This window comes from Rothia sp. CCM 9416 (genome assembly GCF_048513535.1).
In the GTDB taxonomy this organism is placed as follows: domain Bacteria; phylum Actinomycetota; class Actinomycetes; order Actinomycetales; family Micrococcaceae; genus Rothia.
Genome location: NZ_JBLXXR010000002.1, coordinates 122,389 through 145,223 on the forward strand (window position 1 = coordinate 122,389; position 22,835 = coordinate 145,223).

17 protein-coding genes are annotated in these 22,835 nt (G+C 57.5%); 12 read left to right on the top strand and 5 right to left on the bottom strand.

The genetic code is table 11. The features are described from left to right. The first annotated feature begins 1 nt into the window (after position 1). From tsaB to tsaD, 3 genes are read left to right on the top strand one after another with little or no spacing between them, the layout of a single operon-like run. Positions 2 to 682, top strand: a complete 681-nt coding sequence (gene tsaB / locus ACN080_RS01670; protein WP_419112878.1) for a tRNA (adenosine(37)-N6)-threonylcarbamoyltransferase complex dimerization subunit type 1 TsaB — start codon at positions 2 to 4, stop codon at positions 680 to 682. After that, positions 679 to 1,215 (top strand): ribosomal protein S18-alanine N-acetyltransferase, encoded by a 537-nt coding sequence (gene rimI, locus ACN080_RS01675; protein ID WP_419112879.1) that lies wholly within the window; start codon positions 679 to 681, stop codon positions 1,213 to 1,215. Before tsaB ends, rimI begins: the two co-directional genes overlap by 4 nt. A gap of 59 nt (positions 1,216 to 1,274) precedes the next feature. Beyond that, the gene (tsaD, locus tag ACN080_RS01680) at positions 1,275 to 2,375 is read left to right on the top strand and encodes a tRNA (adenosine(37)-N6)-threonylcarbamoyltransferase complex transferase subunit TsaD (RefSeq protein WP_419104929.1); all 1,101 of its coding nucleotides are present in this window, start codon (positions 1,275 to 1,277) and stop codon (positions 2,373 to 2,375) included. A gap of 11 nt (positions 2,376 to 2,386) precedes the next feature. Here tsaD and ACN080_RS01685 read toward each other — a convergent pair whose 3' ends face one another. Continuing rightward, complete coding sequence (locus tag ACN080_RS01685) at positions 2,387 to 3,526, bottom strand: glutamate--cysteine ligase (protein WP_419112880.1); 1,140 nt, start codon at positions 3,524 to 3,526, stop codon at positions 2,387 to 2,389. Positions 3,527 to 3,737: 211 nt separating this feature from the next. Next, on the bottom strand, positions 3,738 to 5,057 hold the full coding sequence (locus ACN080_RS01690) for a THUMP-like domain-containing protein (protein ID WP_419112881.1): 1,320 nt from the start codon (positions 5,055 to 5,057) through the stop codon (positions 3,738 to 3,740). 456 nt (positions 5,058 to 5,513) lie between these two features. Here ACN080_RS01690 and groES point away from each other — a divergent pair, with 456 nt between their 5' ends. From groES to ACN080_RS01735, 9 genes are all read left to right on the top strand, one after another. Beyond that, positions 5,514 to 5,804 carry a co-chaperone GroES gene (gene groES / locus ACN080_RS01695; RefSeq protein WP_419099346.1) on the top strand — a complete coding sequence of 97 codons (291 nt, stop codon included), beginning with the start codon at positions 5,514 to 5,516 and terminating at the stop codon, positions 5,802 to 5,804. 54 nt (positions 5,805 to 5,858) lie between these two features. Then, positions 5,859 to 7,454: a chaperonin GroEL gene (groL, locus tag ACN080_RS01700; RefSeq protein ID WP_419099347.1), complete on the top strand. Its 1,596-nt coding sequence runs from the start codon at positions 5,859 to 5,861 to the stop codon at positions 7,452 to 7,454. Positions 7,455 to 7,667: 213 nt separating this feature from the next. Next, positions 7,668 to 9,809: an acyltransferase family protein gene (locus ACN080_RS01705; RefSeq protein ID WP_419112882.1), complete on the top strand. Its 2,142-nt coding sequence runs from the start codon at positions 7,668 to 7,670 to the stop codon at positions 9,807 to 9,809. A 199-nt stretch (positions 9,810 to 10,008) separates the two neighbouring features. Next, complete coding sequence (gene guaB / locus ACN080_RS01710) at positions 10,009 to 11,526, top strand: IMP dehydrogenase (RefSeq protein ID WP_419112883.1); 1,518 nt, start codon at positions 10,009 to 10,011, stop codon at positions 11,524 to 11,526. Between the two features lie 88 nt (positions 11,527 to 11,614). Further along, a complete protein-coding gene (locus ACN080_RS01715; RefSeq protein WP_419099350.1) occupies positions 11,615 to 12,742 on the top strand; it encodes a GuaB3 family IMP dehydrogenase-related protein in 1,128 nt (375 codons plus the stop codon). Positions 12,743 to 12,825: 83 nt separating this feature from the next. Continuing rightward, positions 12,826 to 13,773, top strand: coding sequence for an SURF1 family cytochrome oxidase biogenesis protein (locus ACN080_RS01720; protein ID WP_419099351.1), 948 nt, complete (start codon positions 12,826 to 12,828; stop codon positions 13,771 to 13,773). A gap of 91 nt (positions 13,774 to 13,864) precedes the next feature. Then, positions 13,865 to 14,416 carry a DUF3817 domain-containing protein gene (locus ACN080_RS01725; RefSeq protein WP_419112884.1) on the top strand — a complete coding sequence of 184 codons (552 nt, stop codon included), beginning with the start codon at positions 13,865 to 13,867 and terminating at the stop codon, positions 14,414 to 14,416. Between the two features lie 167 nt (positions 14,417 to 14,583). Beyond that, positions 14,584 to 16,176 (top strand): glutamine-hydrolyzing GMP synthase, encoded by a 1,593-nt coding sequence (gene guaA / locus ACN080_RS01730; protein ID WP_419112885.1) that lies wholly within the window; start codon positions 14,584 to 14,586, stop codon positions 16,174 to 16,176. Between the two features lie 733 nt (positions 16,177 to 16,909). Continuing rightward, positions 16,910 to 18,205, top strand: coding sequence for a GH25 family lysozyme (locus ACN080_RS01735; RefSeq protein ID WP_419112886.1), 1,296 nt, complete (start codon positions 16,910 to 16,912; stop codon positions 18,203 to 18,205). 218 nt (positions 18,206 to 18,423) lie between these two features. Here ACN080_RS01735 and ACN080_RS01740 read toward each other — a convergent pair whose 3' ends face one another. Genes ACN080_RS01740 through ACN080_RS01750 form a run of 3 tightly spaced genes read right to left on the bottom strand, consistent with a single transcriptional unit; the run spans position 18,424 to position 22,790 of the window. Further along, entirely contained in the window at positions 18,424 to 20,139 is a 1,716-nt protein-coding gene (locus tag ACN080_RS01740; protein ID WP_419104920.1) for a glycoside hydrolase family 13 protein, read from the bottom strand. A 60-nt stretch (positions 20,140 to 20,199) separates the two neighbouring features. Next, a complete protein-coding gene (locus tag ACN080_RS01745; protein WP_419112887.1) occupies positions 20,200 to 21,924 on the bottom strand; it encodes a glycoside hydrolase family 13 protein in 1,725 nt (574 codons plus the stop codon). A gap of 35 nt (positions 21,925 to 21,959) precedes the next feature. Further along, positions 21,960 to 22,790, bottom strand: a complete 831-nt coding sequence (locus tag ACN080_RS01750; RefSeq protein WP_419112888.1) for an endonuclease/exonuclease/phosphatase family protein — start codon at positions 22,788 to 22,790, stop codon at positions 21,960 to 21,962. Positions 22,791 to 22,835: the final 45 nt, after the last annotated feature.

A 22,835-nucleotide genomic window follows, 5' to 3' on the forward strand; every position in this document is an offset into this window, starting at 1 on the left:
AGTGCTTTTACTCGCTCTTGATTCATCTGCAACCGCCTCTGTAGCCCTGGGCTCCTATCAGGGCGGTACCCTGACCGTCCTGGCTCACCGGGCTACCACCGATACCCGCTCACACGCTGAGGTCATGTCGCCCTTCGTGGAGCAGGTTCTGGCTGAAGCCGGCTACCGGGGAAGAGACCTGGATGCCCTGATCACAGGTACCGGCCCCGGCCCCTTCACTGGTTTGCGCGCCGGTATCGTTACGGCCCGCACGCTGGCTTTTGCCTGGGATAAGCCCCTCTATGGCCTGATGAGCTTGCAGGCTCTGGCAGAAGCTGCTGCGGATACCGCCCGCGCCCGGGGGCACCAGAAGTTCTTGGTTGCTAGCGATGCCCGCCGCCGTGAGGTCTACACCGCCGTCTACGAGCTGACCGGCACCGGCTATACCCTGCTGGATGGTCCCACCGTGGGCTCTGCTTCGCAGGCTCCCCACTTACCTTCCTACGGTTTTGGTGCTGGCCTCTACCCTCAGGACCTTGAGAGCCAGGAGGGCTTTGAAAGCCTCCAGCCCGATGCCCCTAGCTTACTTGCTGCCGCCTGCCGCTTAGGAGTGGAGAACCTGAGCCAGGACACCTCTGCGCTCTACCTGCGTGAATCCGATGCCAAGGTTCCTCTTGCTCGCAAGAAGGCACTGGGCTCATGAGTCTAGCTGCCCTGCCCACCGGTCTAGCGGGCGGAGTTACCGCCCGGCCCATGACCCTGCACGACGTCCCTGCCGTTCACACCCTAGAGCTTGCGCTTTTCCCCGCCGATGCCTGGCCCCTGGACATGTTTCTGGCTGAAATCACCCACCCCAGCCGGGCCTACATCCTGCTTGAAGCTCCGGCCAATGATACCGGCCCTGCCCAGGTCATTGGCTACGCCGGGTGCATGAGCGTAGCCGACACCGCCGATGTGCAGACCATCGCCGTGCTACCAGCCTACCAAGGGCTCGGATACGGGCGGGCCATGCTGGACTACCTGGCCAGGGAAGCCAGCGCCCGAGGAGCCGAAAAAATCATGCTCGAAGTACGAGCCGATAACCCCCGCGCCCAGGACCTCTACCGACGCAACGGCTACCAGCACATTCACACGCGCCGCCGCTACTACCGCGACGGGGTCCATGCTCTAATTATGAGCAAAGAGCTCCCGCCTGCGATCGAAGCAGACCCCGCAGATAATCCGGCCTCCGCCTAGCCCCGCACCCGGCCAGGCCTCATCCCGGCCCTTAGAAACCTCAGCAAAGAAGACTAACCATGACAGACCAGCCCCTTGTCCTTGGCATTGAATCATCCTGCGACGAAACCGGCATCGGTATCGTGCGCGGCCAGACCCTGCTGACCAACACCGTGTCTTCGTCCATGAACGAGCACGTCCGCTTTGGTGGTGTGATCCCTGAGATTGCCTCCCGCGCCCACCTAGACGCCATGATTCCGGCACTGCGCGCAGCCCTGGATGAAGCCGGGGTGACCCTGGACGAGATTGACGCTATCGCCGTGACGGCAGGCCCTGGCCTTGCCGGTGCCCTGATGGTGGGTGTCTCAGCGGCTAAAGCTCTGGCCACCGCTACAGGCAAGCCCCTCTACGGTATTAACCACCTGGTAGCCCACGTGGGAGTTGGCCTGCTCGATGACTGCGGCATTGAAGGTCACACCGCCGACTTTCTGGACGGTCTACCCCCCAGCGGGTTAGGTGCACTGCTCGTTTCCGGTGGTCATACCGAGATTCTGGCGGTCCGGGATATCACCGGCGATGTAGAACTGCTGGGGGCGACCCTCGATGATGCCGCCGGTGAAGCCTACGACAAGGTAGCCCGGCTGATGGGGCTGCCCTACCCCGGCGGGCCTGCCATTGACCGAGCCGCCGCCGGTGGCGATGGCACCGCCTTTGCCTTCCCCCGCGGCCTATCCACCCGCAAATTTATGGGAACAGCCCAAGAACCCGGACCCCACCGCTACGACTTCTCCTTCTCCGGCCTCAAAACCGCTGTGGCCCGCGTGGTGGAAGGCTTTGAAGCTCGCGGTCAAGAAGTGCCCGTGGCCGATATTGCCGCCAGCTTCCAGGAAGCGGTGGTTGATGTGATCACTGGCAAGGCCATGCTAGCTTGTACCGAACGTGGGATTGATACCCTGCTTCTGGGTGGCGGTGTAGCGGCGAACTCACGCCTGCGCTCGCTGACTGCCCAGCGCTGTGCAGAGAACGGGGTTAAGCTGGTGATCCCTCAGCTGAGCCTGTGCACGGATAACGGGGCCATGGTCGCGGCTCTGGGTGCCCGGCTGGTATCGGAAGGGCGTGCGCCCTCCGGTCTTGATTTCACCGCTGATTCTTCGCTACCTGTTACCACTATTTCCCTCTAGGGGGCAGGGGCCTAGAGTCCTTCGGTAGCCTGAGCTACCAGGTCATCGACCACCGCGCGCAGGTCGCCCCGGTTCTCGTGCGCTACTCGGCGCTGACGCTGATAGCCAGCTCCCTCACGGCAGATACGCTCAATATCGACCAGCTCAGCCTGACAACCCAGATCAGCGGCTATGCCCTCTAGCTTGTTGAGCAGGCCCAGGACGTCCTCGGTGATGGGGCGTTCTGCATTGGCGTTATCCACAATAACTACGGCATCGGTGCCGTATCGGGCTGCCCGCCACTTGTTTTCCTGGTGGTGCCAGGGCTTGAGCGGCTCAATGCGCCTACCTGCTTCAATCTGACGGGAGAACCACTCGACCAGGCACTGGGTAAAAGCGGTGAGCGCGGTGATATCGGCAATAGAGGCCAGCCCGTCGTAGGCCCGCATCTCAACGGTGCCGTACTTGGGTACCGGGCGGACATCCCACCTGTTCTCGCTGGGGTCATCAATCACGCCGGTGGCAACGAGATCTTCTAGGTAGTCTTCGTAGTTTTCCCAGCTCTCAAAGGTAAAAGGTAGGCCTGAGGTAGGGAGCTGCTGGAAAATTTGGGATCGCTGGGAGGCGAAACCGGTGTCTTCACCCTCCCAAAAGGGGGAGCTGGCTGAGAGCGCTAGGAGGTGGGGGTAAAAGTTGGTAAGCCCGTTGAGGACGGGGAGAGCTTTGGCTCGGGAATCTACACCGGTGTGGACGTGTACCCCGTAGATGATTTGGCGGCGGCCCCAGTATTGGGAGCGGTCAAGCACCCGCAGGTAGCGTTCTTTGCCCACTACCACCTGTTCTAAAGCCTGAGAGAAAGGGTGGGTTCCTGCGGAGAAAAAGGCTAGTCCGAGCCGGTCGGTAATTTCCTTGAGTTTTGCTGTTGCTTGGGCCAGCTGGTCGGCAGCTTCTGCGGGGGTGCGGCAGATGCCGGTCACAACTTCAACCGTGTTATTGAGGAATTCACCGGTAATGTGCGCGCCCGGCCCCGGCACTAGTAGGTCGGGGTTTTGCTCTTGAATCAGTGCCAGAACCTCATCAGCCCTACCCGCTAGTTCACGGCTAACGGGGTCAACCAGGGCAAGTTCCCATTCCACGCCAAGGGTGGACTGGGCTGAGGATGCAAACTGCATGGTGGTGCTCCTGGGGACGGGTGCTGTCGCTGATTCTATCTTAGGCCAGTGGGCCCTCTCCATGAATTGGGTGTCACCGTGTGACGGGGGGCGGGTCGGGGGTGTTTCTTACTTTGTATTTGCCCGATGCTGATCTTATCAACTGGCTTGGGGGCTGGCCTTTAAGGGTGTTGATGACAATAGCACCGGGCAGAGGAGAAGGCTCCTTGAGTCATCTCCCGCCCTTGGTCAGCGGCACCTGTATAGGTTCAGCCCAGATTGCAAGCCGCTGAGAATCCAGCCCCTGACCCAGCCGGGTGAGAATGAGGGTTGCCTCCTTGCGAGCTTGCCCCTTTTTCTTTTTAGCACCGGCGAGGAGCTTGGCTCGAAGCTGTTCTGGAACGATATCTACCCCACGTTTTTTGACGGTAAGGGCGGTGATGCCGTTTTCCTTGACCCAGCGTTTGAGGGCTTTCTCATGCAGGGGAAGTATCTGCCGGACTTCAAAGTACTGGGCGAGCGCGGTGGGTTCTAGAGTGTCTGTGGTCAGGTAGGCGATTCGCTCGTCGATGAGGTGGGCGCCCAGTTTGTGCGCTAGGTCGGAGACAAGGTGGGACCGTACTACGGCTCCATCGGGTTCAGCCAGGTAGGTGGCTAGTTCACCGATGGTGGGTTCGTATTGGTGGGTGCCGGTGCTTTCGGGGGAGTCGAGAGCAGAGGTGATGTCTTCCAGAAGTTCTGGTTCTTGTGGGTTTTTGGAGAGTAGGCTGGCTGCTCTACGCACCCTCTTGCGGGCCAGGGCGTTGAACCAGAGCACTACTTCTACAACGGAGCCACCGTGGGATACCCATTCGGCTTCGCAGTTGGCGGGAATGTGTTCGTGGGGTAGGCCCGGGCCCATTTTGACACCCATGGGGATGCCGGTTGCCGCCAGTTTTTCGATCAAGGAGAGGGGAGGGGAGAAGGCTTCGGGGTCAAAGAGTCGGGAGGTGGTTGCGCCACCCTCAACTTCGCGGCGGGCCGGGTCGAGCCAGAGCGCTTGAATCGCTTGACCGTTTGCGGTGGTGAGGGTCTGAACGTCAATGTTTTCGACATTGCCGACGAGCACCTGCGAGTTGGGGTAGTGGGCAAGATTGTGGGCTGTGAAAGCGGCGGTTGCGGGGTCTAGTTCTACGGCGGTGATGGCAAGGCCTGCGGCAGCAAAGGCTAGGGAATCAGCGCCGATGCCGCACCCTAAGTCGGCTACAGAAGTGATCCCTGCGTCCTTGAAACGTTGGGCGTGACCTTTAGCGACGGCGGCCCGGGTGGCCTGCTCGTAGCCTGCTTCGGTCAGGAGCATACTGTGGGCCTTATCCCCGAACTTATCTGCTCCCTGGGTGCGGAGCTTTGCCTGGGTGAGTATGGCTGAACTGTCTTCTGGGCTGAAGCCGCGTGAGCGCAGGGTGCTGGCTGCTGCCAGAGCGCGGTCGGTGAAGTAGGGGGTGAACTCGTCGATAGCGGCAAGCTGTTCGTGCGTGAATGGGTGGGCTGGGGCAGGGGTCAGGCTAGTCATTGCCTACCATTCTAGTGCCGGTGGGGAGTATGGCCCCGCCAACTGGCACGGTACAGAGTAGAGCAAAGACACCTGCAACCGCTACTAACGAGCTTGCTAAGGCGGGAGAAGCCCCCGAGCCTGATCGTTGCCAGAATCTGAATGGGAACGATAGCACCTAGCCCCATTGAAAAGAGGACGGTAGGAACTAGAACGGGCCAGAAAATCAGTTTGAGCACGGGTACCTCCACATCACCAGAAAGTAGTCTATAACACACAAAAAGGTGCGCTGTGTGCGAAACCTGCGCCGTATCTTGCCCCCTGAGCCATTACCGGCCTAAAGTTTTAGTTAGCACTTGACCGCTTACAGTGCTAAAGATGCCCGGTAGGTAAGACCGCGACGATACCAGCACCGGGCGCTGCAGCACCGGTCACCCCATAATTTCTATTTTTAAGCCTTCTCATAAGGAGTACCTCGTGGCAAACATCAAGCCCCTCGAAGACCGCATTGTCGTCCAGATCGTCGAAGCAGAGCAGACCACCGCATCCGGCCTGGTTATTCCCGACACCGCCAAGGAAAAGCCCCAGGAAGCCAAGGTTATCGCTGTAGGCCCCGGCCGCATCGACGACAAGGGCAACCGCATCCCCGTAGATGTAGCAGAAGGCGACCTTGTCATCTTCTCCAAGTACGGCGGTACCGAAGTTAAGTTCGGTGGCGCTGAATACCTGATCCTCTCAGCCCGCGACGTTCTGGCTGTTGTCTCCTAAGTTCTAGCGGAACCTACCACACCCGTTAGTACCCAAAGAAAGAAGTAAGGATTCATGGCAAAACAGCTTGAATTCAACGATGAGGCGCGTAAGCACCTACAGGCCGGTGTTGATAAACTGGCCAACGCTGTCAAGGTAACCCTGGGCCCCCGCGGCCGTAACGTGGTTCTTGATAAGCAGTGGGGCGCGCCCATCATCACCAACGACGGTGTCTCCATTGCCCGCGAAATCGAGCTGGAGGACCCCTACGAGAACCTCGGCGCTCAGCTGGCTAAAGAGGTAGCAACCCGCACCAACGACGTTGCTGGTGACGGCACCACCACCGCAACCGTTCTGGCTCAGGCACTGGTTGCCGAAGGCTTGCGGAACGTTGCCGCTGGTGCCGCCCCCGGTGAGATTAAGCGGGGAATTGAGCAGGCAGCCAAGCTGGTTGCTGAGCGCCTTCTGGCGAATGCCCGCGAAGTTAAGGGCGAAGAAGTGGCTCACGTTGCCGCTATCTCTGCCCAGTCACCTCAAATTGGTCAACTGCTGTCCGAGGCTTTCTCTAAGGTCGGCCAGGATGGCGTTATCACCATTGAAGACGGCTCAACCACCGAGATTGAGCTTGAGGTCACCGAAGGCATGCAGTTCGATAAGGGCTACCTGTCACCCTCCTTCGTGACCGACCCCGAGCGTGCCGAAGCTGTCTTGGAAAACACCGCTATTCTGCTCTACCAGGGCAAGATCTCAACCGTTGCCGAGATTATGCCCGTCCTGGAAAAGATTGTTCAGGCCAAGAAGCCGCTGACTATCATTGCCGAGGACGTGGACGGTGAAGCCCTCTCCACCCTGGTGGTCAATAAGCTCCGCGGCAACCTGGATGTTGTGGCCCTCAAAGCTCCTGGCTTTGGCGATCGCCGCAAGGCAATCTTCCAGGACCTTGCCGTTCTGACCGGTGCTACTGTCATCACCGGTGAACTGGGTATCTCCCTGGACGCTGTCACCCTGGAACAGCTCGGTTCAGCGCGACGCGTAACAGTTACCAAGAACAACACCACCATCGTTGACGGCGGCGGCACCTCCGAGGCTGTTGCTGACCGCGTCGCCCAGATTCGCAGTGAAATTGAGCGCGTGGACTCCGAATGGGACCGCGAAAAGCTCAAGGAGCGCCTGGCCAAGCTGGCCGGCGGTGTTGGCGTTATTAAGGTAGGTGCGGCAACTGAGGTCGAAGCCAAGGAGCGCAAGCACCGCATCGAGGACGCTGTGTCATCCACTCGCGCGGCTCTTGAAGAGGGCATCGTAGCCGGTGGCGGTACCGCCTTGGTTCACGCGCTTGCTGCCCTGGATGGCGTCAAGCTCGACTCTCAGGAGGCTCAGGTCGGTATCGACATTGTGCGCCGTGCCCTGGTTCAGCCTCTACGCTGGATTGCTGAGAACGCAGGCCAGGATGGCTACGTCGTTGTCTCTCGCGTCGCTGAGTTGCCCATCGGTCACGGCTTTAACGCCGCAACCGGCGAGTATGAGGATCTCATCGCTCGCGGTGTCATTGACCCCGTCAAGGTAACCCGTTCAGCACTAGAAAATGCAGCCTCCATTGCTGCGCTGGTTCTGACCACCGAGACCCTGGTCGTTGAGAAGCCCGCTGAAGACGAGAACGAACAGGCTCAATAAAATAGCTGTCCGTTAGGTATACCAGCCGCCTCAAGTTCTGCCCGCTATGGTGACCAACACCGTAGCGGGCAGAACTATTTGTATTAACAAAACACCTGAAAGTGGCGGTAGGATGCAAGAGCTAGAAAGATTGGACCTGGCTAGCAGGTCGCAGGCCAGAGCAGCAGTAGGCTGAAAGGAGGAAGCCCACAGCACTACGCGGCGCTAGAAGCTATGACTGATTCTCAACTCCGCCAGCACCGGGCGCCCTCTACCGGAACCATACGAACCGTCACCCTCCAGGCAGAACGAGCCTGGCGCCCCGAAATTCAGGGGCTGCGGGCACTGGCTCTGCTCCTGGTGGCCGCCTACCACCTGTGGTTTGGGCGGGTATCAGGTGGCGTGGATGTCTTCCTGCTCATCTCTGCATTTTTGCTAACTGGCTCGTTCACCCGAAAGCTGGAAGAGGGTAAAATCCTTGAGCCGGGGAGCTGGTGGGGCGCTAAAACTCTGCTGGCCTACTGGGTTCATGTCTTTAAACGCCTGCTTCCACTTGCTTCTATTACGGTTCTGCTGACCCTTCTGGGCACCTATTTTTTTATTCCGGCTGAGCGTTGGCTACCCATTATTGATGAAGCTAAATCTGTGGTCCTCTACCAGCACAACTACTGGTCAATCGAGAACGCCGTGGACTACTATGCGGCGGATTCATCGCAGGCTTCACCCTTCCGGCATTTCTGGTCGCTCTCAGTCCAAGGGCAAATGTATGTGCTCTGGCCGCTGATTTTCCTGCTCCTTGCCCTGCCCCTGGGTAAGCGCCGACGCTGGGCGCGCTGGCTGTTGACCCTTGCTTTCGGCTTGATTTTTGCCCTGTCGCTGTCCTATTCCATTGACGAGACTGCCGCCCACCAGACCACCGCCTACTTTAATACCCAGGCCCGGCTGTGGGAGTTTGCACTGGGATCCCTGGTCGCGCTCTGGCTACCTGCGCTCAAACTGCCCCGGCACCTGCGCGCTCTAATGGGGTGGGCAGGTCTTGCGGGCTTGGTGAGTTGTGGGTTTGTGCTCGATGTGAACGGTACATTCCCCGGCTATGTTGCGCTCTGGCCTACCCTCTGCGCGGCTCTGGTGATCATGGCGGGGGATACCGGCACGCTCTGGGGCCCCGAAAAGCTACTTACCTGGCGCCCCCTCTTGGCTTTGGGCGGTTTCTCCTACGCACTGTACCTGGTGCACTGGCCAATCCTCATTTTCTACCTCTCCCAGACCAAAGAGGCCAAGGCTGGCTTCGTCGCGGGACTGGTTCTCCTCCTCATTTCTGGTTTACTAGCTTGGGCCTTGACTAAAGCCGTCGAGCAGCCGCTTCGGGACTGGGCATGGCCCAACCGTTCCATCGTCGCCGGGTTTGTCACAGCTACCCTCTTTGCGGGCCTGGCTCTGGCTCCCTCCTACGCATGGACCTCATCCATCTACCGGCAGGCGGTAGCCGCTGAAGAACACCGGGCAACGAATAACGTCGGGGCCGCTATGCTGGACTCCACTTACGAGTACACAGGGGACGAGGACGCCACCGTAATCCCTATTCGAGCCGTACTGGATGCCGACTGGGCTGATTTAGGCCCCTCCTGCACCGAGGCCGCACCCGAACTGGACCTACCCGAATACCTGGAGCGGGACTGCAACTTCGTGGTGCAGACACCCAATCCCACCGGGACGGTGGTTGCCTGGGGCAACTCCCACACCCAGATGTGGATTACGGCCCTGCGCCCCCTGGCAGCGGAAGAGGGCTGGAACTTGATTGCCCTGACCCGCCCCGGTTGCTTCCTAGGGGAAGAAGATAACGAGGCCTACTCCAACGGCTTTGAATGCCAAGAATGGGCCGAAGAAAGCTCCAACTACATACAGCAACTACACCCGGATATCGTCATACTCCAGGGCACCAAATCGGAGGCAGAACTGCCCGATACCGTCCTTGCCAATGCTGAACAGCGTATAGAGGAGCTAACCCATTCGGATATCAGAGTTATCGGGGTTCGTGACACGCCCCGTATGGAAACCATGCACAAGGACTGCCTTGACTCCTTTGGCACATTCGATGAGTGCACCATGGATCCAGGCCAGGACGTATTCGAGAGCCCTTTAACCGCGTTGGAAGGGCGTTACCCAGGGTTTGCGGCTCTCAACCTTTCAGACTTGGTCTGCCCCAACAACGAATGTCCTGCCAGTATCGGTAACATCTATACCTACTTTGACTATGACCACCTCACCGCTACCTATATAGAAACTCTGGGCCCCTACTTTGACCCTCGCCTCTTGGAGGCTGTGCATCGTGCTGATCAAAGCGCACAGACTGCCGCAGATGATTCAGCTTTCTAAGATGAGCTGACCGGATATACCTAGAGCGGGAATGTGTGGGCTAGTCTGGTAGTTATGGGCTTTGAGGCTTCCTACCTGCCGGTGCAGAGCTGTTGCAAGGGGCCGGGGCGTCCGCTCGCACAAGCCAGCCAAGCAGACTAAGATTAAAGATAGTGTCGCCCGCGCTAGATGACCCCCTTCGAAAGGTAGCAACCCCTCCATGACCACTCCTACTGCTCTGAGCGAAGACCCCTTCGGCTTTACCGGACTTACCTACGACGACGTTCTCCTGCTACCTGGCAACACCGATGTCATTCCCTCCGAAGCAGATACCACAACGCGCCTAACCCGCCGTATCTCTATCGGTTCACCCATTATTTCTGCGGCCATGGACACCGTCACCGAAGCTAACCTGGCAATTGCTATGGCTCGCATGGGTGGCATGGGCGTTATCCACCGTAACCTTTCAATCCAGGATCAGGCCGACCACGTGGACCGCGTCAAGCGGAGCGAATCGGGCATGATTACCAACCCCGTTACCGTCGGTCCCGATGCCACTATTGCTGAACTTGATGCGCTCTGCGGGCACTACAAGGTCTCGGGTCTTCCCGTGGTGGATGATTCCGGTGTTCTGGTCGGTATTATCACCAACCGCGACATCCGTTACCTACCCGAGTCCACCTTTGAGACCACCAAGGTCCGTGACATCATGACCAAGATGCCCCTGATTACGGGTCATGAGGGCATGAGCAAGGACGAAGCCTTCGACCTGCTGGCAAGTAACAAAATCGAGAAACTGCCCCTGATTGATGAAGCAGGTAAGCTCACCGGTCTGATTACGGTCAAGGACTTCACCAAGAGCGAGCAGTACCCCCGAGCCACTAAGGACGAGGACGGTCGCCTGCGCGTCGGTGCCGCTATCGGATTCTTCGGTGATGGCTACGAGCGCGCCATGACCCTGATCGAAGCCGGTGTTGACGCCCTGTTCGTGGATACCGCCAACGGTCACTCCCAGGGCGTACTCGACATGATTGCCCGCCTCAAGAAAGACAGCGCAGCCGCCCACGTTGATGTTGTGGGTGGCCAGGCCGCTACACGGGCCGGTGCCCAGGCCATTATCGATGCCGGTGCCGATGCCGTGAAGGTGGGCGTTGGCCCCGGTTCTATCTGCACCACCCGCATTATCGCCGGCGTTGGTGTGCCCCAGATTACCGCTATCAATGAATCGGCTAAGGCCGCTATCCCTGCCGGTGTTCCGCTGATCGCGGACGGCGGTATGCAGCACTCCGGTGAAATTGGTAAGGCCCTGGTCGCAGGTGCTGACTCCGTGATGCTTGGCTCCCTGCTGGCCGGTACCGCAGAATCACCCGGCGACCTAATTTTTGTCAACGGCAAGCAGTTCAAGGCCTACCGTGGCATGGGATCACTGGGGGCAATGCAGTCCCGCGGGGGTAAGAAGTCTTTCTCTAAGGACCGCTACTTCCAGGCCGATGTGTCCTTAGAGGAGAAGCTGATTCCCGAGGGAATCGAAGGTCAGGTGCCCTACCGTGGCCCCCTGTCCTCTGTACTGCACCAGCTCGAAGGCGGCCTGCGCCAGACCATGTTCTATGTGGGTGCCCACACTATCGACGAACTCAAGCACAAGGGCCAGTTTGTGCGGATCACTTCGGCAGGCCTGAAGGAATCACACCCGCACGACATCATGATGACGGTAGAAGCCCCCAACTACCGCCGCTAAGCGCAGATTGTTAGCACCGCCTGCCCCCAGAATTGGGCGGGCCTGAGCAGAAAGCCACCAACCGGCTAGACCGGTGAAAGGAAAAGCTATGAACGACATCCAAATTGGTATGTCCAAGCGTGCTCGCCGCACCTACTCGCTCGATGAAATTGCCCTGGTTCCTACCCGCAGGACCCGGGATACCAACGATGTGAACGTCACCTGGCAGATTGATGCCTTCGCGTTCGAGACCCCCATCATCGGTGCTCCTATGGACTCGGTGATGTCACCGGCTACCGCTATCGCTCTGGGTAAGCTCGGTGGCCTGGGTGTTCTTAACCTGGAAGGGTTATGGACTCGTTATGAGGATCCCCAGCCCCTACTCGATGAAATCACTGCACTGGATGCAGAGGATGCCCCAGCCGCGACCCGCCGCATGCAGCAGATATATTCGGAACCCATTAAGGCTGAGCTGATAACGGCTCGCCTTGCTGAGATTCGTGAGTCCGGTGTCATTGTGGCAGGTTCGCTGACCCCGCAGAACACCCAGGAGTTCTATGAGACTGTGGTGAAAGCTGGTGTTGATATCTTTGTGATTCGCGGTGCAGCTGTTTCTGCCCAGCACGTTTCGACTAGCCGTGAGCCTCTGGACCTCAAAAAGTTTATTTACGAGCTCGATGTCCCTGTGATGGTGGGCGGTGTAACCGGTTATACCCCCGCCATGCACCTGATGCGCACCGGTGCCGCTGGTGTCCTGGTTGGCTTTGGGGGCGGTGCGGCCCTCACTACCCGCCGGGGCCTGGGTATCCAGGCCGCTATGGCAACTGCTATCTCCGATGTAGCAGCCGCCCGCTCGGACTACCTGGACGAATCGGGTGGCCGCTACGTCCATGTGATCGCTGACGGTTCGCTAGGCCGCTCCGGTGATATGGTCAAGGCTCTGGCTATGGGGGCCGATGCTGTCATGATTGGTGCGCCTCTGGCTCGTGCCCTTGAGGCCCCTGGTGCCGGCTGGTACTGGGGTAACGAAGCCCATTCCAAAGATTTCCCGCGCGGTGTACGCACCTACCAGGGTACCGTGGGAACCCTCAAGGAGGTTCTCTACGGCCCCTCGGCTCACACCGACGGTAGTTCTAACCTGGTAGGTGCCCTCAAACGGGCGCTGGCTACCTGCGGGTACACCGACCTGAAATCTTTCCAGCGTATCGATGTGAATTTCACCCCCTACGTCAAGTAGCGTCGACGGCCTCGCTCTTGCTGCTCACATGCAGGGGAGCGGGGCCTGCACGCTGTCACCCATGTTTGTAAGAGGTCTCTGAGTTGCTGAAAACTGCCCTAACCCCACGCTGGTTGCTGGGCTTGCTCCTGGTGCTGGCTCTGTCCAGCGGCTTTGTCATGCTCAGTAAGTGGCAGCTTAACTCATCGACCATGGGGCAGCTTACCGCTGACCCGGCCAAGGATAGGGTAGGCCCCTACACCGAAGTTCTCCAACCACACAGTGCTCAGCTCGCTAGCACTGTAGATACTGTAGTTGAAGCGCGAGGTACCTATACTCCAGGCTCCTCCTACCTGGTAGAAAACAGGCTTAAAGATGGTGTCCAAGGCTACTGGGTAATTGCTCTATTCACCCCGGAAGATAGCCAGAACGTGGAAACCAGTATGGGATCTAGCCCCCGGGGTATCGCTGTGGTGCGCGGCTGGTCTAAGGAGCCCCTTGTGCCTCCGGAACCTCAAGGGCCGGTGACGGTAGCCGGTCGTATCGTGGCTAATGACCCACCGGTCAATAGTAACCAGAGACACTCCCAGCTTGAGAACAAGGACCGTTTACTGGGGTCAGCCAGCCCTGCCTACCTCACGAATGTGTGGAACGCCCCGCTCTATGACGGAATCCTGACCCTTGATTCTGAGAGCACAGAGGGGACACCGCTGGCTGATGACGGAACCATAGCTATAAACGCCACCATCATCGGGCAGACCGATAACTTCCTGCCGGTGCGGGCGCCTCAGGTCACCGATGAGAATGTTGACTGGCTCAACATCTTCTACGCCCTAGAATGGCTGGTTTTTGCTGGGTTTGCGCTGTATCTGTGGTATCGCATGCTTAAGGACGCCGTTGAAAAGAAAAATGATCCGGCTCTCTACTTCGAGTATGAGGGGGAGTACTGGGTAGACGAAGAAACCGGCCGCCCCTACTACTATGACCCGGCGGATAAGACCTACTATTATTTCGATGAGGTCCAGTCAACTAATAATACCGAGTCACACTAAGATTTCTCAGACAAATAAGGCCTCTGCCAGCTTAACCCTAATCCGGTAACTGGCGCAGAAGAACGAATTAACCCACGAAAGAGGGAACAAGGTGACTGAAGAACCTACCCCCCGCCCGGTCAATCGGACCGATGGCAAGAAAGTAACCCTAGCAGAGAGCAAAGCTGAGGCAAATACACGCGGTGGTTTTACCGTTCGCAAGAAGTTTGGCGGAACGGAGGCCCAGATTCGTGGTGCTCTCACCTTCTATAAGTGGTGCGCCTGGATATCGGGTATCTTCTTGTTGCTGCTGGTTGCTGAGATGATTACGCGTTACATCGTTGGTTATGACCTTATTGCGGGCGGAAGGGATGCGCAGACCGGGCAGAGCCTTGCCCTGGGCTGGCTGAATAGGGAAACCGGTAACCTGCACGGCGGTGTAAATATTTCCACCTGGGTTCTGATCGTTCACGGCTGGTTTTACGTCATTTATCTGATTTCTTGTTTCCGTCTTTGGCTGCTGATGCGCTGGGCATTGCCGCAGATGATTGTGATGGCCTTAGGTGGCGTGGTCCCCTTCCTTTCCTTCATTGTTGAGCACAAGATTCATGCGGAAACCCTCGCTCTGCTCGATTCCAACCCGCAGGCAACTAAACGGTATTAGCCCGGTAGCTACTGCAACTGTTGACAGGTTGGGGGGATGCCTGCCAGCCAGACCCCAATCTGCTTTAGAATAAGACCTATGGAATTCCCTGGGACCGGGTCTTTCGGTTGCCGCTGAGCGTGTACCGTCTATCTGGTCCAAACCCACAACCGAAAAGGTAAACATCTGTGACTACTCACACCCCCAACGAGGAGCTGGATCAGCGCCCGGTATTGGTCGTTGATTATGGCGCCCAGTATGCGCAGCTGATCGCCCGCCGCGTGCGAGAAGCTGGTGTCTATTCGGAGCTGGTGCCTCACACCATGCCAACCGAGAAGATGCTTGCTAAGAACCCTGCAGCCATCATTCTTTCTGGTGGCCCCTCATCTGTTTATGAGGAAGGTGCACCCAAGGGTGACATTGCCCTCTTTGAAGCTGGCGTACCTGTATTTGGTATCTGCTATGGTTTCCAGGTCATGGCCCAGACGCTGGGTGGCAAGGTCGCCCAGACCGGTTTGCGTGAATATGGCGCAACCGACGCTGTCCTGTGCGCGCAGAACTCTTCTTTCTTGACCGGTACCCCTGCCACCCAGAACGTGTGGATGAGCCACGGCGACTCTGTGGCTGAAGCCCCCGAAGGTTTTGAGGTTCTGGCTAAGACCCCGGGCGCGACTGTTGCCGCGTTTGTGGACGAGAAGCGTAAGCTCGGTGGCGTGCAGTGGCACCCCGAGGTTAAGCACTCGGACTACGGACAGCTTGCTCTTGAGAACTTCCTGTTTGAGGTTGCGGGTCTGGAGAAGTCCTGGTCAACCGGCAACATCATTGATGAGCAGGTTGCCAAGATCCGGGAGCAGGTAGGCGATGATCAGGTTATCTGTGCTCTGTCTGGCGGCGTTGATTCCTCTGTTGCGGCCGCTCTGGTGCACAAGGCTGTGGGTGATCAGTTGACCTGTTTCTTTATCGACCACGGTCTGCTCCGTGAGGGTGAGCGTGAGCAGGTGGAGCAGGATTACGCCTCCACCATGGGTATCAAGGTTGTAACTATTGATGAGTCTGAGCGGTTCCTTGGTGCCTTGGCAGGTATCACTGAGCCTGAGGCTAAGCGTAAGGCTATTGGCCGCGAGTTTATCCGGTCCTTTGAGGCTGCTCAGCGCAAGCTGATTGAAGAGGCTGGCGCTGAGGGCGGGGACATCAAGTTCTTGGTGCAGGGCACCCTTTACCCCGATGTGGTGGAGTCCGGTGGCGGCGAGGGCGCGGCGAATATCAAGTCGCATCACAATGTGGGTGGCCTCCCCGATGATTTGCAGTTTGAGCTGGTTGAGCCTCTGCGTACGCTGTTCAAGGATGAGGTTCGTGCTATTGGCCGCGAGCTGGGTGTTCCCGAGAAGATTGTTGCGCGTCAGCCTTTCCCCGGCCCCGGTTTGGGTATCCGTGTGATTGGTGAGGTGAACAAGCATAACCTGGATATTCTGCGTGCGGCCGATGCGATCGTGCGTCAAGAGCTGACCGTTGCGGGTATGGATGAGCAGATTTGGCAGTGCCCTGTGGTTCTGTTGGCTGATGTGCGTTCTGTGGGTGTGCAGGGTGATGGCCGTACTTATGGCCATCCGATTGTGTTGCGCCCGGTGTCATCTGAGGACGCTATGACCGCAGATTGGTCACGTTTGCCCTATGACCTGTTGGCCAAGATTTCTAACCGGATTACTAATGAGGTGGCTGAGGTCAATCGAGTGGTTCTGGATGTGACTTCAAAGCCTCCGGGAACAATTGAGTGGGAATAAATCAATTTTTCGCCCAAGGGTGGAAATAAAAATTGATTTATTCCGAGGCCATTGCGTAGCGGGCCTCGGGAGAGCCGCACGAGCGTAGCGAGTTCCTTTACTTGGATTTTTCCCCACCTGGGGAAAATAAAATTTTTGTTATTCGCCGAGCATAGCGAAGCGGTGAGGCGGGAAACAGCACGAGCGTGGCGGGTTCCTCTACTTCAATTTTTCGCCCAAGGGTGGGAAATAATGATTGATGTATTCCGAGGTCTTAGCACAGTGTTGAGCCGGTGTCTGTGTGATTCTGGCAAGCAGTTTCAACCTGGCTTCTTGAATTGTGAGAGTTTTCGTCTCATCTAGTGAATGGGTAGGTGCCTGGAAGGTTCCTACCCATTCTTTTATGCGCAGGGGGTTACAAATTGGGGGAGAGCAGTTAGTTTATTAAGGGAGCTGTTTACCACCCCCCTCGGGTAGGCAGCCCTTCTTCCTGCATATTTCCCTCTAACTGGAAAACGACACACACATGTACCCTTTAACCTTGAGCGGGCCACCCCCACGGCCCGTGAACAGTAGTTTTCTTAAGATAGCTCTTGCGAGTATTGTGCTGGCTCTTGGCAACTGCTTGCCAGCGGCTCATGCCTTGGAGGCTCCGGAGCCTGATGCGGCGTCTTTGCCTGCTAGCGCTTACCAAAGTGATTCAGCGCCACCTGAGCCTGGGAGTAAGAGCCCTGGCGCCCAGATGGGCCAGGGCTTGAAGAAAGCCCAGAGCTGGCGTGCTGAGCAACTGGGAAGGGACACAGGTGATGACGTTCAGGCCCAGACCCCTCAGGCTGATGCGCTAGGGGTGTACGGCCTGGACGTATCGGGCTGGCAACCTTATATTGACTGGCAAATGGAGTATGCCAAGGGTGCCCGTTTTGCTTATGTCAAGGTGTCGGAGGGCAACTACTATACGTCTCCTACTTTCTCCTCCCAATATGGGGGTGCCCAATCAGTTGGTATGCCGCGAGGCGGCTACCATTTTGCCCTGCCGACTCAGTCGAGCGGTGCTGAACAGGCCCGTTTCTTTGTGGCAAATGGTGGTGGATGGAGCCCCGATGGTAGGACTCTGCCCGGCCTGTTGGATATTGAGTACAACCCTTATAGCCAATTCGGTAACATCTGTTTCAATATGACTCAGGCACAGATGGTTGCTTGGATCGATGATTTTGTTCAGACCTACAAAGCCTTGACCGGCCGTTACCCTGCTGTTTATTCAACCACTGACTGGTGGCTCACCTGTACGGGGGATACTCCCCGTTTTAACTACCTGCCCTTGCACCTGGCCAGTTACAGTAGCCTCCCGGGGGCTATGCCCTCGGGTTGGTGGACCTACGATATCTGGCAGTACTCATCGACCGGCCCCTTTGCTGGGGACTCTAACTATTTCAACGGGTCAGTGCGCGATTTGAGGGCTTTCGCAACATTCTTTAATTACAAGCCGGTGGGTGGTGTTTCGCCCTATCAGAGCCCTGCTGCCTTCCGGGACGTCTCGGCTAGCCACGTTTTCGCTGGTGAAATTAATTGGTTGGCTTCTGCAGGCCTTACGCGGGGCTGGTCTGATGGTACTTTCCGACCTGAGGCGAGTATCTCGCGTGAGGCCATGGCAGCCTTTATCTACCGTATGGCTGGTTCGCCTGCTTATACGCCGCCGCAGGCTTCTCGTTTCCGTGATGTTCCTGTGACTCACCCCTTCTATAAAGAAATTAACTGGTTGGCTGACCGCGGCATTAGCCAGGGCTGGCCCGATGGAACTTACCGGCCTGGTGAGAGTATCTCGCGTGAGGCTATGGCGGCTTTCTTCTACCGCTTAGCTGGTGAGCCTGCTACCAGTGCTGGTTCGGTCTTCTCCGATGTCTCTGCCCAGCATGCTTTTGCTCGTGAGATTAGGTGGTTCGCTGATCAGGGTATTACTCAGGGCTGGGCCGATGGTACGTTCCGCCCGCAGGCACCAACGACTAGGGCAGCTATGGCGGCTTTCATGTACCGCTACACTTACCGTCCCTAGTATGTGATCTATCCATTTCCGAGTGGATCACAGCTACAAAGAGCCCCGCCCCCGTGATAGGGGCGGGGCTCTGACTCTGCGGCGACCTTTGAGGTGCTGGTAGAATCACAAAGCTTGAGGTGCTTGAGCCGAAGCTGAAACAGGGGCTCAAATCAGCAGTCAGGGGCTTGTGCACCCAAAATATCTAGCAAATATAAATGATGGTGCGCTCCTGGAAACTAAGCAACTACTCGATAGATCTTTGCCTCGTAGGGGCGCAGGGCGCTCCCGGCATCATCTGCATAGTTGCTCAGTACTAGCTCTACCCCCGGTAGTGCTGCCAGCTCAAATTCGCGAGTCAGCTCACGGTCGGTAAAGTTAGCAACCACGAGCAGTTTCTCCCCTTCACCGTGACGTTCGTAGGCGTAAACCTCGGTGTCCTCAGGGGCAAGAGGAACAAAAGTGCCGTAGACCAGCAGGTCTTTAAGCTCACCTCGGCGCAGGGCTAGGAGCTGACGGTAATGGTGCCAGAGTGAGTCGGGGCGGCTCATTGCTTCTTCAGCGTTGATGTCCACATAGTTGGGGTTCAGCCCAATCCAGGGTTCAGCGGTACTGAATCCGGCCTTGTGCCCAGCTGACCACTGCATGGGGGTGCGGGCATTATCTCGACCCTTGAGATGGATGAGAGCCATAGCCTCATCGGCGCTGATCTGCTGGCGCTGGGTGACAAGATCGTCGTAGAAGTTGATGGAGTCGAGGTCCTTGTAATCCTCAATCGACTCGAACTTCACGTTGGTCATGCCCATTTCTTCGCCCTGGTAGATATAGGGAGTACCCTGCATGCCGTGGAGTACTGTTGCCAGCATCTTGCCGGATCGCTCCCGGTATTCGGGGCTGTCGTTCCCAAAACGGGAGACGATGCGGGGCTGGTCGTGGTTGTTCCAGTAGAGTGAACCCCAGGCCTTGCCTGCCAGCTCAAGCTGCCAGGTGTTGAGAACCTGTTTGAGGGCGGTCAGTTCAAGGGGCTGATATGACCATTTGCCCTCACCGGGGGCGTTATCCAGGCCGACGTGCTCAAAGTGGAAAATCATGTGGAGCTCATCGGAGGTGAAGCCCGAGAACTGAACTGCATCCTGGGGGCTGGTGCAGCTCATCTCACCCACGGTCATGCAGTCGTAGTGGTCAAAGGTTGCCATGTTCAGCTCGTGCATCCATTCGTGAACGCGGGTGCCGTTTTTGATAACAAAGGGGATAGATGAGCTGTGCTTGTCGGGCACAACCGACGGGTCATCGGGTAAGCCCTCGGGCTTGGAGATAATGTTGATAGCGTCCAAGCGGAAACCGTCAACACCCTTATCGAGCCAGAAGTTCACCAGGTCGAAGATTTCCTGGCGCACGGCGGGGTTCTCCCAGTTCAGGTCGGGCTGCTTAACCGAGAACATGTGCAGGTACCACTGGTCTGTATGTTCGTCGTACTTCCAGGCGGGCCCGCCAAATTCGCTACCCCAGTTGTTGGGGGGTAGGGGCTTACCTTCAGCATCCACACCGGAGGAGTCGCGCCAGATGTAGTAGTTGCGGTAGGGGTTATCCCGGCTTGAGCGGGCCTGCTTGAACCACTCATGCTCGTCGGAGGAATGATTGACGACCAGATCCATGAGAATTTTGATGCCCAGTGAATGGGCGGTCTCCAGCATGGTGTCGAAATCTTCCATGGTGCCGAACTCGGGCATAATGGCTCGGTAATCGCTGATGTCATAGCCCATGTCGTCGTTGGGTGATGCAAAGACCGGGGAAAGCCAGATGACGTTGATACCTAGCTCTGCTAGATAGGGCAGGCGGGCTGTGATACCCGGGATATCGCCGACACCGTTGCCGGTGGAATCCTGGAAGCTACGGGGCCAAATCTGGTAGACGACCGCTTCTTTCCACCATTTTTTACCTGAATTATCTGCCATGGGTGCTCCTTGTTGTGCGTGCTTAGATCTTATGGGATAGGGGTTAAGGCCAGCTTACCGTCAGGCTTGGTAGAGATAGACTTTGGCCTCGTAGGGTCGCAGGGTGTTTTGGGCGTCATCGGGGTAGTTAGATGTCAGCAGAGTATGTTCTCCTGCGGGTTCTTGATAGGTGCGCTCCAGGGTGTTATCGGTGAAGTTGGCAATGACCAATAGAGTCTCTTGCTCCGATGCGCCGGTACCGTGCCGGTAGTAGGCGTAGACCTGCTCATCCTTGGGGTCTAGGAGCTCATAGGTCCCGTTGACCATGATCGGGTGCTGGTGGCGGAGGGCAATGAGATGCTGGTAGTGGTAGAAGACCGAACCGGGGTCAGCGAGTGCCTCTTCCGCGTTGATTTCGGTGTAGCGGGGGTTGAGTTTGAGCCAGGGTTTTCCGCCTGTAAACCCTGCGTGGGCTTCTGCCTTCCACTGGATAGGGGTGCGGGCATTATCGCGCCCGGACTGAGAAATGTAGCGGAGCATATCTTTGTGGCTGACCAGCCCGGAGCCAACCAGCTTGCGGTAGGCATCGTGAATCTCGATGTCCTTGTAGTCCTCGATATTTTCAAAGTAGACGTTGGTCATGCCGAGTTCTTCACCCTGGTAGATGTAGGGGGTGCCCTGTAAACAGTGGAGTACGGTGCCGAGCATCTTGGCTGAGAGTACCCGGTATTCGGGCGAGTCGTTGCCAAAGCGGGAGACCGCGCGGGGCTGGTCGTGGTTGTTCCAGTAGAGGGCGTTCCATGCTTTACCGGACAGGTCGTTTTGCCAGCGGCTGAGGGTGTCTTTGAGGTCTACGAGCTTGAAGCGGGTGTCGTTCCACTTACCCAGGGCCGGGTTAGGGTTGCCGTCCAGGCCCATGTGCTCAAACTGGAAGAGGGTTTGGAGTTCGCCCCGGTCAAAGCCGGTGTAGAGCAAGCCATCTGCGGTATCGACGTGTGGAGTTTCGCCCACGGTAATCACGGGGTACTTGCTAAGAACTTCACGGTTCATCTCTTGAAGGAACTCGTGGACGCGGGGACCGTTGGCCACCATACCCAGCGAATCGGTCTTAGACCCAGCGGCCACAGCCGGGTCATCGGGGTAGGCAGGGTCCTTGGAAATGAGGTTAATGACGTCCATGCGGAAGCCGTCTACGCCCTTATCCAGCCAGAAACGCATAAGGTCATAGACCTCCTGGCGGACGGTGGGGTTCTCCCAGTTCAGGTCTGGTTGTTTGACTGAGAACATGTGTAGGTAGAACTGTTCTGTAGTCGGTTCCCATTCCCAGGTGGACGGTGAAAAAGCGGCAATCCAGTTGGTGGGCGGGATTGGCTCTCCCCGTTCGGTATACCCGGCGGGGTCTTTCCAGATGTAGTAGTCGCGGTAGGGGTTATCCTTACTGCTCTTGGCCTGGATGAACCACTCGTGTTCATCGGAGGTGTGGTTGACAACCAAGTCCATCATGATTTTGATACCCGCTTGGTGAGCGGCGGCCAGTAGGGTATCGAAGTCGTCTATGGTGCCAAACTCAGGCATAATGGCCCGGTAATCGGAAATGTCGTAGCCGTTATCATGGTTGGGTGACTTGTAGATGGGGGAGAGCCAGATAAGGTCTACCCCCAGCCTGGCCAGGTAGGGAATCTTCTCGGTGATACCGGGTAGGTCACCGATGCCGTCGCCGTTGGAGTCTTTGAAACTGCGTGGGTAAATCTGGTAGACAACGGGTTCCTGCCACCAGGCTGTTTCGCGGTGAGATGGGGCGGTCATGGGGTACCTTCCTCAGACTGTAGGAGAGAAACGATTTAGAGGTTGAGAGTGAGCAAAAGCCCGGAGTGGTCCGAGATAGCCTGATCTGATGTATCGGGAAACACCACGCTGTGCTGGGCCACGTCAAGAGGCTGGTTGGCTAAGACCAGGTCAATCCGGAGGGCTTGGGTGAAGTTAGTCCAGCCGTGGATAGCCTTATGCACAGTATGCTCCCCTTGAATCTGGCTTGCGGTCAGATAGGTATCGTGCCAGCCCAAAGACCGCATGAGCGTGTACCCCTCATCGGTTACCTCTGCCGCATTATTGAAGTCACCGGCAAGTAATACTGTCTCAGAGCCAGCAAGCTCTCTGAGAGACCTATTGAGAATCTCAAATTCCTGTGCAAAGAGCGAGGCCCCCTCTACTTCCCACCAGCTCATGTGGGCGCTTGTAACCCACAGGCCACCGTGCTCAGCGCCCAGCTTGGCAGCAATGACGACCCTGCGCGCAACGTCCTGATCCGTGTAAGTAGGGGACACATCGATACATTCAAGCCTTTGCATCGGCTCGCGAGTGAGCAGCGCGACCCCCTCGTCATAGCGCTCAAAACCGAGATGGGAGACCGCCCAGGCCCAGTGGTAGGGGCGATCTAGCTTTGCCAGGAATTGGTTGAGCAGTAGCGCAAAATTGTCCTGACGCACGGGGCGGTCAGCTCCGCCCGCATACCCCAGCGGATGCTCAAGGATGGGGGAGTGGATAAACTGGTTAACCTCCTGCAAGGCCACGGCATCAATTTTTTGTTGGACGATAAACTGCGCCAGCTCATAGATTTTGGAAACCTGGTGAATCTCAAGCCAACTGTGGGTATTGAGGGTTAGGAGCTTCATAGCGGCCTCGGCTCATTCTTTCGTGCCCTGACATTTTCTCTGCTC